The organism is Bradyrhizobium sp. PMVTL-01, from assembly GCF_051861855.1.
Classification (GTDB): Bacteria; Pseudomonadota; Alphaproteobacteria; order Rhizobiales; family Xanthobacteraceae; genus Bradyrhizobium.
In genome coordinates this window covers 43196-56698 of sequence record NZ_CP193983.1, presented here as the reverse complement: position 1 = coordinate 56698, position 13503 = coordinate 43196, and the positions used below count along the sequence as shown (strand labels likewise).

Below are 13503 nucleotides of genomic sequence, written 5' to 3'. Positions count from 1 at the left end.
AATAACGACAGGGAGAAACCGATGGGCACGAGCTCGACCGGACGATCAAGGAAGCCGTTCTACACCATTCTATACGTGCAGGTCCTGGCCGCGATCGCGGTCGCGATCGTCCTGGGGCACTATTGGCCCGCCATCGCGGTCGACATGAAGCCGTTCGGCGACGGCTTCATCAAACTGATCAAGATGGTGATTGCCCTCGCGATCTTCTGCACGGTCGTGACCGGCATTGCCGGCATGTCGAACATGAAGAAGGTAAGCCGCGTCGGCGGCAAGGCGTTGCTCTACTTCGAGGTCCTCTCGACCCTGGCCCTGTTGATCGGATTCCTCGCCGCTCATGTAGCGACGCCCGGCGCCGGCTTCAACGTCGATCCCGCAACCCTCGATGCCAGGGCCGTCGCGCAATATGCCGGCAAAGCAAAAGAGCAAACCATCGCCGAATTCCTGCTCAACATCATCCCCAATACCGTCATCGACGCATTCGCGCGCGGCGACATTCTTCCGGTGGTCCTGGTCTCGATCCTGTTCGGATGCGTCCTGTCCCGTCTTGGCGAGCGCGCCAGGCCCGTCCGGGACACGATCGACGGGGGATCGATGCTGATCTTTGGCGCCATCAACGTGATCATGCGATTCGCACCGATCGGCGCTTTCGGAGCAATGGCGTTCACTGTCGGCCGCTACGGCGTCGGCTCCCTCGGCCCGCTGGCCAAGCTCATCGGCCTTTTCTATCTGACGTCGGCTGTTTTCGTGTTCGGCATTCTCGGCCCGATCGCCTGGTGGTCCGGCTTCAGCATCTGGAAGTTCCTCGTCTACATCAAGGAAGAGATCCTGATCGTGCTGGGGACGTCATCTTCCGATCCGGTGCTGCCGAGCCTGATGGAAAAACTGGAACGCCTCGGCTGCTCCAAGCCGGTCGTCGGACTCGTCGTGCCGACCGGCTACGTGTTCAATACCGATGGCTCGTCCATCTACATGACGCTCGCCGCACTCTTCGTGGCGCAAGCCACCAACACCGATCTCTCGCTCTCGCAGCAGATCGCGATCTTCGCCGTCGCCATGCTGACCTCGAAGGGCGCGAGCGGTGTGACCGGCGCGTCCTTCATCGCGCTGGTCGGAACGCTGTCGGTCGTCCCCACCATCCCGGTCGCGGGCATGGCGCTCATCCTCGGCATCGACCGGTTCATGAGCGAGGCGCGCGCGCTGGTCAACGTGATCGGCAATGGCGTGGCGACCATCGTGATCGCGCGGACCGAGGGCGAGCTCGATCCCGCCCGGTTGAACGCAGTCCTCGAAGGCAGAGTGACCGGCGCCGAAGATGAGCGTGTTGCGGCGGATCTGGTCGATGGCCCCCCGCTGCCCGCCCGCAATCAGGCTTAGTCCCGTCCGGCGTTTGCCTCCGCCTCGCTCGTGAGCGTATTCTCTGACTGACGTCATGTCGCACGGCATCCACACGTATGGCTGGCGATCTTCCGGACCTACGCTCAACGGGTGGCGGTCTGAGGAGCCATCAGCTCTCCGCCCGTTGTCCTCTCCAAAGACCGCTTTACGTTGCGGGGACTACGCTAGCATTCGTGCCTTGATTGCGAGACGGGCGGATAGAGGCCGCCAAGCTGATCCGGAAGCTCAGTGACGTGCGCGAAGACAACCCTGAGCGCCCTTCAAAACCAGATTACCCATCGAGCGAATGCTCAAGAAAGAAGCGCAGCATTTCCCTTGTCGCATCCGGCCCTTGCGGATCAGTGTAAGACCCGACGGGGCTGCCGCCTGACCACGCGTGTCCGGCGCCATCGATGTTCCACTGTTCCGAGATCGCTCGACCGGCCCGGTCGATCAGGACGGTGCGCGTATAGGCATGGCCGTGGGGTACGCGTCCGCGAAGTACCTTCCTCGTCGGCCTCGCCCTGGCGGACTGCTCGATAATCTGGTCGCCATTCTTTGGATGCACCGTAGTGTCGCGATTGCCGTGGAAAACGATGGTCGGCACGGGAGTTTTGCACTCCGCATTCGCCTTGGAGCCGCCTCCCTGCCGCATGGCGACGAACGCGGAGGGAAGATCGCTCGCGGCCCCGCACGCGAGGCCTGAATGAATACCGACGGCCGCGTACAGGTCGTTATACGTTGCGCCCATGATCGCGGCGGCGGCCCCGCCGGCCGACATACCCGCGACGTATACGCGCTTCGGATCGATCGCATGAGCGCGCATGATCTGGCGGGTAATGCCGGCGATCATCGAGGGCTCGCCCTCGCCGCGACGCTGGTCACCGGTGCGAAACCAGTTCCAGCACTTCGACTGGTTGGCTCCGCTCGGCTGCTCAGGATAGACCACATAGCAATTCTGCTCTTCCGCCAGAAAGTTCATCCGGGTGCCGGCCGCGAAATCATCCGGCGACTGCGTGCAGCCATGAAGCATGACTACGAGGGGAAGCCGTCGCCCCTGAAAGCGGCTTGGGATGAACAGCTTGTAGGTCCGGCTTCCTGCGGCGTTACTGAAGGTACCGGTGATAAATTGTGTGCCCTCGGGCACGATGTCCGATCGGGCCAGAGGAGCGCGCGTGATCGGACTTCGCAGGCCGAGCCCGGGAAAATCTCGCATGCCGTCGAGCGGTAAGGAGCGTCTGCGCCCCCGAGCAGAACGGGCCGGCGATATCTGCGGAGCTTCCCGCTGCTCGACGACGTCGGCAGTGGCGTCGATAGTAAGCGGATCGAGCGGAAACCGGGCCTGAGCGGCGCTACGAGGCTCCGGTCTTGGAGCGTAACCGCCCTGGAGCATGCGCTGCAGGAGCGCGGTGGCCTCGACCAGTTGGCCGGCACGCGTAAGACGGGTTGCCTCACGGACTATGTCTTGATTCAGCATCGTTCACCTCATTCTGTCGGCGAGAGCGGCCTTGACCGCGGGAGGGGCGTGAAGGGCCCCCAGCACCGAGACCGACGCGATTGTGGCGCGCGCCAACTCGGGGGTGACGTCTTGGGCGATGGTGGCTAAGCCCAAAACATTGATCTGCAGCATCTCGCCGGCGCGGCGCGCCGCTTCGAGATCCTCGCGCGCGTAGTTGCGCAGCCCGAGGTCCAGGTTCTTCCGGACCGTGGATTGTCTGACGACCTCCGCGTGGCGCTCAAGCTGGTTCCGGATTGCTGTCCGAATGAAATCGGTCCGGTTCGAATAGAACCCTTCCTGCACCATGAGATCGACATGACCGAGGTCGACATAGCCAAGGTTGATCGTGATCTTCTCGGTGTCGGGGGGCTTGGGTCGCAGCTCGCGCACATTATCGGCCATCGATAGCATCCATTTTTACCATCCGATTGGATGGCGTGTGGATGCTATCTAGGGTGCTGGCCGGCATCCTTCAAGGGTTGGCAGGTAGACCTGCGGCCCAAGAGCACGACTGGAGCTGCAGCTGGTCGGCGTCTCGAGACCTCGACGGAGTTCGGGATGGCGCATGCGGTCGGGGGTGACCGGACCTCTGCCGCGACCGAGACACGCTCTCCGAGTGACGGCGCTCCTGCGCGAGCTGCTCGTCCAGCGTCATTGGATGCATTTCCAGAGGGAGCGCAATGCTCGCCGGATGGACATCGATGCCTGAATGGGTGACCTCCATTCTGCCGCCAATGCAGGACTTGAGTTCATCGGCCTCAGCGACAAGCGGCCGGATGACAAGTTCGGCATCGCGGCCGGCTATGCGCACGTCTCGAAGCGAGCGCAGGCGCTCGACTTCGACTATCGCGCACTTGCCGGCCCAGCGTGGCCGGTGCGCCGTTTCGAGCGACTCTTGACGGCGGTGTATCAGCATCAGCTGAGAGACGGGCGGACCCTACAACCCAATTTTCAATACGTCATTGGAGGCGGAGCGACGGATCCTGCGGGCCCGACGCCGGGAAGAGCGCTCAAGAACGCGGCCGTCTTTGGCCTGCGGACCACGTTGAAGTTCTAGCGCGGCGGCTTCAGAACACCGCCAGTCCGCAGCAACGGAATTCTGAGATGCGGACCTCGCCGCCGGATTGCTCGTCACTATGCAGGGCACCCGGTTCGGTCAGATGCGCGAGCTGCCGAAGTCGGTATACTTTGCCGATGAGCCACTGCGGCATGCAGGGCGATCATTCGCAGTGGCGGCCGACCCCAGCAGCATCAGGAAGAGTGCCCGACCTGCCTGGTCTCTGGCGGCCGCGCTGCTGGTCTCCGATCCGAGCATGAGCGGTGGGCCGTTGGACCTGTAGAACCGGACCGTCCCGCGACGCCCTCTCAAATGGATTTCAAAGAGCGGCAGATTATTGGGCATGGCCTTCGTCGGGTATACTTCCATGTCATCAACGCGGGTCTCGGGGTTCAAGTAATCACGAAAAAACTTTTGAATCAGCAAAGGATTGAAGATAGCCTCTCACAGCCGCAGCTCGGCTGCACGACGGAACGACAGAACGGCCCAAGCCGCCCGACCGTCGAGACTGAATATGGGCGCGTGCGGAGCGCACTTTCCGCATTTCGAGGGTCTGGATGTATCCCGTACCTCGCAGAATCGCCCTTTTCATCGACGGGGCCAACCTTTACGCCACGGCCAAGACGCTCGGCTTCGACATCGATTACAAGCGCCTCCTGAAGGAGTTTGAGGCTGGGAGCACACTGCTCCGTGCCTTCTACTATACGGCCGTTCTCGAGGATCAGGAGTTCTCTTCGATTCGCCCTCTGGTGGATTGGCTCGACTACAACGGCTACACCGTCGTGACCAAGGCAACCAAGGAATTCGTCGACGCTTCCGGACGCCGCAAGGTCAAAGGCAACATGGACATCGAGCTGGCGGTCGATGCAATGGAGCTCGCTGGACGAATCGACGAAATGATCCTGTTCTCCGGCGACGGCGATTTTCGGCCTCTCGTCGTTGCGGTGCAACGGCGCGGCGTCCGTGTCGCAGTGGTCTCGACGATCGCCACTCAGCCGCCTATGATCGCCGATGAGCTGCGGCGCCAGGCGGACGTTTTCATTGACCTGGCAGAGCTGCGGGCCAAGATCGGTCGCGCCCCCTCCGAGCGGCAAGCGGCGCGCGAGCGCGAGGCGCGCGGGCATTACGCTCAGCGTCAGACCTCTAGGCCGAGCAGCGGCAGCAACGAATTCGGCCGTTGAATGCCGCTTCGGCGTCGTTAAGGTTCCGGCTGTCTGGCCGGCTCCCGCACCCGAGACGGGGCGCGGGGCCGCGTGATGTCCGGTTCGCCGTCGCCATCATGGAGGCGCAGCTTGCTCAAGATCGAAGCTAGCGATTGCGAGCTATGGTCCATGGCACTCTCATTTGCACGACGGGCGATGCTTGGAGCCGAACCCACCCGCGCCCGTTCTGACGAGACCCTGCGGGATCGCCGTCCCCTGAGCGTGACGCCGCTTCCGTCATCAACCACGCACCTGGGGAGCGGCCTCGCGCGTCGTCCTTTACGTAGTCATCCGGGGCCGGCTTTAGTCGCTCGTTAAGGGACGGGTTTGCGATCGCGGCAGGATGTTGCGTTCCGGCGACCGTTGTCTCGTCGTTGATCTTGCGCTCCAGGGTGATCGTCCGTTAAGGGACGTAGCGCGAAAAGGAGCAAGCTCGCCAAATACCCGCCGCGAGGGAGAAGGCTCTCTTCCCGTTGTGGGCGGCATTCGTGGCCTTCAGGCGTCTCCATTCTGGTGTTGAGCGGCTGGCGCGAGTGGGAGACCTGCCAGGTCGAGCTGCGCAATGCCGAAGTCGACATGGCCAATCTCGCCCAGTCGCTAACGCAGCACGACAGAGACACGTTCGAGCTCGCAGACACCATCCTCGTCGGAATGGTCGACCAGATGGAGGTCGGCAGAACCAGCCCGGCGGCGGTCGAGAAGATCCAAAGCTTCCTACAGGCCCGCAAGTACAACAGGCACCGCATCCGCGGCAGCATCAACGCGATCACAGCGGTGATAGTTAATGCACAGGTCGGACTACACTTACTGCGTGAGCAGCGATTTCACTTGAGAACGCTCGGCTTCACGCCGACCTGCGGCGGAGCGAACCATTCCTGGGCGCAGGGGCAGAGGGTCAGCCACAGTTGGAGCTGGAACGCGCGCAACAGCCTGGACTGCCTACTTACTCACTTGCCGGAGGATGGAGGTCATGGTGATGGAGCGGACCGAAGCGGCTGCCCCGGCCCCCGGCGAGGCTGGCAGGTTTCTGGCCCTTGATTGGTGCACCGGCAATCCGATCGACGCGCAGTCGCGGCGGAGCTTCCGAGTTTACGCCGGCGCAATATGAGGCGATTGGGATTATCTACACATGCGCAACGAGGTGCCTCGAATGCGTAAAGTTGGGCATTGCGCGCACCATTCCTTTTCAGCGTCAGTGCGGAGCTGCCGTCGCATCCCAGCCGTCAATTCCCAAGGAGGTTCTGATGCGCATTCTGATCTTTGCGATGTCCGCGATCGGAACGGTCTCAATAGAGCCGGCGGAGGCTCAGACCTACGATCCGGCTTATCTGGTTTGCCTGCACGTGTATCACCCGGACGCGAACTATTACGAATGCCGCTACCCGTCGCTGCCCCAGTGCATCGCGATGGCATCCGGCCGCCGGGCTCAGTGCATGATCAATTCGTATTTTGCGAGCACGCGAGTGCCTGCGGGACGCCTTGAATGATAGCCGTTCAGACACGTTCAGCTCCCGTCGGGAAACGATTTTAGTAGACAGGATATTGTACGATAAGCCCTGACATTTTGGACACATTGCTAGTTGCGAACGCTGCTGACGATTGCTAACAGCGACGGCTAGTGATGGCTCCGTTTATCTGACGGTGTGCTGCATCTCAGGGCGGGTGTCGCGGACCTTGTTTGCCAGCGCGAAGGCGCAGGTGTAGCGCAGCCATGTGCGGGTGGACCTAACAACACCGGAGCTTACAAGCTGAAATCAACGAAGAAGAAGGCGATACCACAGCGCCGTGAATGGACATCGGCGGACGTGCGGACTTTGAAGAAGCACTCGAAGTCTCGCACGCCGGTCACGAAGATCTCCAAGGAACTCAAGCGAACGATCAGCGCGTTACGCGTCAAAGCGTCCCAGCTGGGGATCGGCCTAGGTCATCAGCGCTGAGCGCCCAGGCGCGGATAGGCAGCGCGTCGTTCGCCCTCACGATAACAACGTGCGGTGGCGCGGCGGCGCGCCGACTCGCGGCTCGATCATCCTCGCCGCGCTCAGACGATGACGTGCCGATCAGCGACGATTTAATTCGGGGAGCGGCGGGATAAACGACGCCAATTAACGCGCTCAGGGACGCAGATCATTCCGCAGCCGCCAAAAGCGCTCGCATCGTCCGAACGGTCGCGCGGCCTTTCGCCTCGCTTAATTACACATGCGAATCGCCAGGGCTCTACGTAGCTGCTCGCCCATATGCCTCCTCGTACTTGCCCTTTGAGTACAGAGGCCAATCCAACGCGAGCCGTTGCGAATCAGCCACTGCGCAACGTCAACGCCAGCAATCGAACTACTGCCATATCGATCCACGCTCACCGGCACACAGCTAAGCGGCCGGCTCGCTATGATGGCATCCAGCTCATTCGCAGCCTTCGCTCCGCAACCCCTCGCAAGCCAACCCGCATGCAGCGCCCTGAAGATCTTCGGCAGTTTCTCGGGACTGACACCCTGCCCTGGTGGAATCACAAATGTCGCGACTTCAACCTGAGAACTGCACTTATTGCTTCCACCAGGACAGTACCCGACTTGGCTCGACAAGGCGGCCGTCCCCGGAGGGAGACTGAACGCACGCGTGAAGCATGCTTCACCTTCCGCAATCGATTCCGCCACTCGTTCGCGGCGCCTACGGGCATTATGTGCCTAGGTCCGGCCGCTTTCCGGCTACGGGTCCCTCTCAACGGACGCGCTGGGGCCAGATAGAACAGTAAGGGTTCCTTCCGTAGTTCTCCCGCCGTGAACATAGTTCCGCCTCGTCGGCTAGTTTAAACACCCAGGGACAGTTCAGGGATGAACTCACAAAAAAGACGGTGACGTGCAGGCTGTATTATCAGCGCTGCGAAGGATCGCAGCTGCAAAAACTATCTGCGCCCGTCGAAAGTTAGCTCGCCGTTGCGGGGCTGTGGATCGCTCTCGCGCGGGTGACATTTGTGTTTAATACGGAGCACCGAAATGGATCCCACGCTGGACGACAAACTCTCGGAAGGGATGTTTGCGAGCTTGGAGGAGCAGCTTTCGAACCTAGCGCGCGAAGCGTGGGTCAATCCTTCGGACCCGCCGACCAGCACGAAGACGTTTAGTCCTCCGCCAACGATTCATACACCGGCCGATTGGCGTTACCTGGCTTTGGTCGGTTCTCTGCTGGCAGCATCCATCGGCGTTGCTGCCTGGTGGTGGTCGTCTTCCGTTCATACGGAAACCATGCCCTCCTCAGACCCAGCACCTCTGAAACAGGACGCGCCGACTGCAGTCGCCCTTTCGTCCGACTTGGCGCAGCAGCTCCAACCGATAGCGAACGATCTCGCTGCCTTGAGGCAAGCGGTCGCGCAGCTCGAGATGAGGCAAGGACAGTTGGTCCGCGACAATGAAAATGTCGCGAGCCAACTCAAGGCGAGCCAGGCAGAAGCGGCGCGCAACAACACTATCATGGAGCAGATCAGGGCGACCCAAATACAGTTCGAGCGCGAAAGAGAAACGGTTACCGAGCGGCTCAACGAAAGCCAGAAACAACTGGCCCGCGTCATCGCCACCGCTTCAGAGCCAAAGGTGAGCCCTGAAGAGTCAAAGGCGAGCCTCGAAGAACCAAAGATGAGCCCTGAAGAACCAAAGGTGATGCCCGAAATACCAGTGCCACGTCCGCGGCGGCCGACCAATGTCGCCCAGACGCACAAGCCGGTGCCAACCCCGGCGCGGCCGCAAGCCAACAAACCGCAACCTTCATCGGCATGGCCATGGTCAGTGCGCTAATGCCGTGACGTACTTCTGCACGCCTGATACTGTCGCAGAGCGCAGCGGAGAGGACGATCCATATACGCTCAACCTAGCACTGGTATACCACGCACCACGATACGGAGGCGGCTGAAAAAGAAAACAAACAATGCTCAGCAAGTAATTTCGAAGACGTATACGTCAACATGGACCTGGTGGTCTTGATGGTTCGATTTCAGGACCAGTACACAACCCCTCAGGTTTGCCAAAGAAGCGCGCAAACACAGCATTACCGTGCGCGAGACGCCCGAGCAGATCATGGAAATGATTCGTCGCGGCCGCCAGTAACGTGGGTGGCATCGACGACCTTCCGCTGATGCGCCGCATTGACGGCTTCCATCCCAGGGTGTTCTCTCTAAAGCCTTGGCCGTGCGGTCCCGCGGGGAGTGGCAGCCATGGTACAGAACATTTTAGCCGCATGCGTCGCAGTGGCCTTGATTATAATGGCCTCGATCGGCTTCGCGCAAACACACCATCAATGTTGGAACGGGCACGTGCTCCAAAATTGGCGGCATGGGCACGTGCTCGTAACCCGTAAGCCGTGCGGATCCGTCAGCCCTTCAATTTAATCGCGCGAACGCGGCATCCCGCGGTTCTGGCCAGTGGACCACCACCCGTGATCGGGCGGTCCTAGCGCTGCCCTGCTGGCCCGGCATCCTTCTCCGGCTGATGCGATCTTTGTTTAGGACCGGGAGCTGCTGCATCATCCGCTAGCCGTAGCTCCACGCGCCTTCAGGGCAATCCCGGCAAACACCCATGCAACGATCCAGCAGATGGACCACAGCAGAAAGCCGAAACCTTTTCGGCCACCAAGCCAGCTAAAAACGAAAACGCGTACGAGAAGAATGGCCATCTGCGGAGCCCTCCAGCCGAGAGCACCGCTCCAAGCGAGACCAGAAACGGGGCGAAAGGGACGGCTATGACCCCGATCGTTTCGAGCGTGTCCATGGTGTGAGGCCAAATAGGGAGTTTTCCTCAGCGTAGTAGTCAGCGGGTGAACGAAGCTGGATCGCGAGTAAACCTTGACAGGCGCAATGCAATCTATCTCAGTGCCTTTGAGCGAATGGACGGTCGCTGAGCGGCCTCCGGACGAGACGCTGACCCCCGTGAACCGCCCGGTGACTATATTCGTACGTAGGTGATCAGGCGGCCGGGGACCGTGGCAACGGCCATCACCCACGACCATTGCACCCAACTGGGGACCGCGTAAGGCGATCTAGGAAAGGCATTGGCCGTGGCGCGTTGAGCCGAGATCGCGCCCGTGACCACTACCTCAACATCCCCCCGAATCAGCGGTCCGCTCCTGCGCGGCAAGGCTCGCATGCAAAGCTAGCTAGCCGAACAGAATGAGTCCGAGCCCCGCTAAAGGCCCTACACTGAAACAAAATTTGATGGGATAAGTCAAAATGAGGACTTGATCTGCCATCCTTCTGTAAACGCGCAACTGCGAATAGGTAAGAAGCGATGACCGATCAGCAATTGGCTATTCACGCGATCAGCGAAGCCCGATGCATACTGGACGAATACCTTCAGCCGCGCCCCCATGACAATGAGCGCCTCCTCGACAAGCTGGTGGAGGTTCTTGAGCGGCCCGATTTGGTAGTTGCCATGGCTCGATTGCAGCAACGAACTAGCGCTTAGTCCTCAGATGGCGAAACAACTTCCATCGATTCCTCTTGCCATTTGCGTCGCTGCGCTCCCTTTGATCGAACTTCCAATTGTACAGGCAAAACAACAATGCAGCGCGGCAATGCCGCAAAATCCCCGCGAATATTGGTCTTGGCGCCTGATCGACGGACGAAAATGTTGGTACGCAGGCAAGCCTCTGCTTTCGAAATCATCGTTGGAGTGGCCTGCTCTAGCTTCGACGCGATCTGATGCGGGCGCGCTTAGAGAAAAGCTTGGGGATCCGATCGGCTCAGAAGCGCTGGCGCTAACGCACCGAGACACTTTCGATTCCCTTTGGCGCGCAAGAGTGGAGCGGCGCGAAGCACCAACCAATTAACGTTGGCGGGTCGAATTTCCCCCCTTGTGGATCGTCAAAGCGCCGCGTTATCAAATAAAAAGATCCGAGCGCATGGTGGGCCCATGGGTCCTCACCATCGGATCGGATCGCCGCCAGCGCCGTGCGCTCCGCGGTCGTTCCGACGGTTTTTATCTCCGCCCAGCCCATGTGGGCGCCAAAAGCTATGCTGGTAGCGAGCACGCCGAGCGCCGGGCCGTAGTTGGGATCGATTGCAACGGCCCGCTCGAGAAGGTTCTGCGCGATTTCGTTATCCCGCCGCGTAACCAGCCAATAGTGCGACAATGCACGCATCAGCAGTTCCCACGCATCCAGACTTTTTGGATGCTTGCGATGAGCGTGAACATCTTCGGCTGCACATAACTGCGGTTCGCGAGCAGCCGCCGCCTGGTGAAGGGATCCGCCTTCTCCGCCAGATCGCGTGCCCGCTGCGCAAAGCTTTTGTAGAACTCTTCCACGACGCCACCCCCTCATCACCGAAGGCCCGATTTCAATATCGACCGCCGGAGAGGTCAAGAGCGGACAACATCGCGGACAACTTTCCGCGACACTGTTGCACGACTGGGCGGATGGACCTGCGCTCCAGCCGGGTGGGGAAAACACGATGGCTGTGCTCTTTCGAGCCGGAAGCTGTGCCCGACGTTCTTGCAGCCGATGAGCCATCTGAACTTCGCGTGGCCGAGCCGGCGCCGTTCCGCAACGCGGGGTGGCGGCAAGGTCTCCGACCTTCGCTCGCATACGCGTCAGCAGGAGCTCGGCTGATCACGTCGGGACGCCGGCGCGCTGCAGCATCCGGATCTCGCGCTCCTGCGCGCGTAGATTTCCGCTGGATCAAGTCGCGCGGACAAGGCGCGTTCCAAGCGACCGAGCCGCGGGCCGGCTCAGGCAGCATCACGACCGCCCTCCGCCGAGACCGCTGTAAGCGCGGCGCGGCGGAGTTGTCCCGTTTCCTCGCTGCCCCACTTTGGGCATCTGAACGCAATTTCACGTTTCGAGAACGTGCCCTTCCCGGAGCTGGCGGCCATCGGCCAGGTGCCGCACCTGGGACACTTCACCAGCAGGTCATTCGTCCAGGCATGCCACTCCTCGACCTTGCGCCCATGATCCTGCAACGACGCGAAACTGGCGCCGTTCCGCATCATCGCGCGCGTCTGCCTTGGCGCCCCGGGAGGATCGATCTCCAGAAATCCGCATAGCCCGCTTCGCCCAAGTCGTGCCGAGCCGGCAGGACTGCACTCACGGAAAGTCATTTCGGAGTTGTGTCCACCGGCCTCAGCGGAGGCAAACCAAGCAGATCCTCTCGAAAAGTCCTCTTTGCGTAGATGCTTCGGTCCCTTAGGATTCGATTTCGTCATCAAATTCCTTTCTTGTCCGAAAATCTTGATTCACCGCGGGACCCCGCGCACGAATTTCCCATGGGCCGGTTAGAGCCCTTCGTTTCGCAAAGATCGAAGCCCGCTACCTCATTTGGTGTGATGCACCGCAGCGAAATGGCCGTTTGCTGCGCCGCTCCTAAACATCTCCGGAACGTCACGCCATCGGTACCAATTCACCTTTGTTCTGCACGTGAATGCTTGCGCAGGAACGCGGGCGAATGAGTTTGCATTGTCCATCAGTGTCATTTGTGCGTGAGGCCGATCATGCGACTTCTTTGCGGAATGATCGCGATTGCAACAATGCCGGCGTGGATGGCAATCCATGCGAATCCTGCTGTGGCGCAGTCCTTCGATGACCGGTGGTCCATCATCCCAAAGGCTCACGCGGAGCCACCTCCTGACGGACTTAATCAAACAAAGAAGGATGAGCCGCAATCGCAAGCGCAACCCGCGCAAGAGCCCCCGAACGATCATCCGGCTCAATCTTTCAAGCGGGTCTTTTCCGGAAAGGCTTCCTACTATTCGTATGCCAAAGGCAGGACAGCTAGCGGTTCATTGTTTGATCGAAATCTAATGACCGCGGCGCACCGCCGCCTGCCGTTCGGTACCAAGTTACGCGTCACTCATGGCAACCGAAGCGTCATTGTCACCGTCAATGACCGCGGGCCATGGGTCAGGGGCCGCATTCTAGACCTATCCCTGGCCGCCGCGCACAGCTTAGGGATTACGGATCGTGGCGTGGCTCAGATTCGCGCCGAGGTGTTGTAGAGAACAATGCTGATAGAGGGCGTTCGCTTAGCCAAGCACCAAAGCCGCTGTACGGCCTCGCCAGCCTGTCCTAGGGGCATGACCATCGCCCAGTCGTAGTACCTTCGTTTTGCCGTCCCTATTTTCGACATGCTGCACCGCCAAGTCGCCGTTCTGAACCCAAGTTCCCAGCATCTTCGCGACTCTTTGCTTCTAAGCTCTCTCGGTCACGTCGAGTTTTTGAGCTCCGCGACATAGGCTTCTGGAAGGCCCATCTTTCGTGCGACGGCCTGCAGCGCACTAGCATACTCCGGGTTGCCGCTAGATCCCTCCGGAGTGCTCGGCAGGTTGAAGCAAAGAGCCAGCTCAGCTGAGCCGTCGGCACCTGCGCCAGCACGGGCTCAGGCCGGTAAGCAGCGACGC

General features: G+C 60.6%; 11 protein-coding genes and 1 pseudogene. 8 read left to right on the top strand and 4 right to left on the bottom strand.

Annotated features, from left to right (window positions below):
• The first annotated feature begins 21 nt into the window (after positions 1-21).
• Complete coding sequence (locus ACRQ5Q_RS41180) at positions 22-1374, top strand: dicarboxylate/amino acid:cation symporter (protein WP_439400032.1); 1353 nt, start codon at positions 22-24, stop codon at positions 1372-1374.
• Between the two features lie 292 nt (positions 1375-1666).
• Here the strand turns inward: ACRQ5Q_RS41180 and ACRQ5Q_RS41175 are convergent, their stop codons facing one another.
• Both ACRQ5Q_RS41175 and ACRQ5Q_RS41170 read right to left on the bottom strand, forming a co-directional pair.
• Positions 1667-2851 (bottom strand): extracellular catalytic domain type 1 short-chain-length polyhydroxyalkanoate depolymerase, encoded by a 1185-nt coding sequence (locus tag ACRQ5Q_RS41175; protein WP_439400031.1) that lies wholly within the window; start codon positions 2849-2851, stop codon positions 1667-1669.
• Between the two features lie 3 nt (positions 2852-2854).
• Entirely contained in the window at positions 2855-3274 is a 420-nt protein-coding gene (locus ACRQ5Q_RS41170) for a CopG family transcriptional regulator (RefSeq protein ID WP_439400030.1), read from the bottom strand.
• Positions 3275-3581: 307 nt separating this feature from the next.
• Here ACRQ5Q_RS41170 and ACRQ5Q_RS41165 point away from each other — a divergent pair, with 307 nt between their 5' ends.
• The 5 genes from ACRQ5Q_RS41165 to ACRQ5Q_RS41145 all read left to right on the top strand — a co-directional run bounded on the left by ACRQ5Q_RS41165 (position 3582) and on the right by ACRQ5Q_RS41145 (position 8913).
• Positions 3582-3929 carry a carbohydrate porin gene (locus tag ACRQ5Q_RS41165; RefSeq protein WP_439400029.1) on the top strand — a complete coding sequence of 116 codons (348 nt, stop codon included), beginning with the start codon at positions 3582-3584 and terminating at the stop codon, positions 3927-3929.
• 557 nt (positions 3930-4486) lie between these two features.
• Positions 4487-5110 (top strand): LabA-like NYN domain-containing protein, encoded by a 624-nt coding sequence (locus ACRQ5Q_RS41160; RefSeq protein ID WP_439400028.1) that lies wholly within the window; start codon positions 4487-4489, stop codon positions 5108-5110.
• A 534-nt stretch (positions 5111-5644) separates the two neighbouring features.
• Entirely contained in the window at positions 5645-6169 is a 525-nt protein-coding gene (locus ACRQ5Q_RS41155; RefSeq protein ID WP_439400027.1) for a hypothetical protein, read from the top strand.
• Positions 6170-6375: 206 nt separating this feature from the next.
• Positions 6376-6618: a DUF3551 domain-containing protein gene (locus ACRQ5Q_RS41150; protein ID WP_439400026.1), complete on the top strand. Its 243-nt coding sequence runs from the start codon at positions 6376-6378 to the stop codon at positions 6616-6618.
• 1500 nt (positions 6619-8118) lie between these two features.
• Positions 8119-8913: a hypothetical protein gene (locus tag ACRQ5Q_RS41145; protein ID WP_439400025.1), complete on the top strand. Its 795-nt coding sequence runs from the start codon at positions 8119-8121 to the stop codon at positions 8911-8913.
• 724 nt (positions 8914-9637) lie between these two features.
• Here ACRQ5Q_RS41145 and ACRQ5Q_RS41140 read toward each other — a convergent pair.
• Entirely contained in the window at positions 9638-9787 is a 150-nt protein-coding gene (locus ACRQ5Q_RS41140; RefSeq protein ID WP_439400024.1) for a hypothetical protein, read from the bottom strand.
• 611 nt (positions 9788-10398) lie between these two features.
• On the opposite strand from ACRQ5Q_RS41140, the gene ACRQ5Q_RS41135 reads away from it, so the two are divergent.
• A complete protein-coding gene (locus ACRQ5Q_RS41135; protein WP_439400023.1) occupies positions 10399-10575 on the top strand; it encodes a hypothetical protein in 177 nt (58 codons plus the stop codon).
• Between the two features lie 394 nt (positions 10576-10969).
• On the opposite strand, the pseudogene ACRQ5Q_RS41130 reads toward ACRQ5Q_RS41135, so the two are convergent.
• Positions 10970-11341: pseudogene (locus ACRQ5Q_RS41130) on the bottom strand (hypothetical protein); the annotation flags it as partial.
• A 1256-nt stretch (positions 11342-12597) separates the two neighbouring features.
• Here ACRQ5Q_RS41130 and ACRQ5Q_RS41125 point away from each other — a divergent pair.
• Positions 12598-13101, top strand: coding sequence for a septal ring lytic transglycosylase RlpA family protein (locus ACRQ5Q_RS41125; protein WP_439400022.1), 504 nt, complete (start codon positions 12598-12600; stop codon positions 13099-13101).
• The last annotated feature ends 402 nt before the right edge of the window (positions 13102-13503 follow it).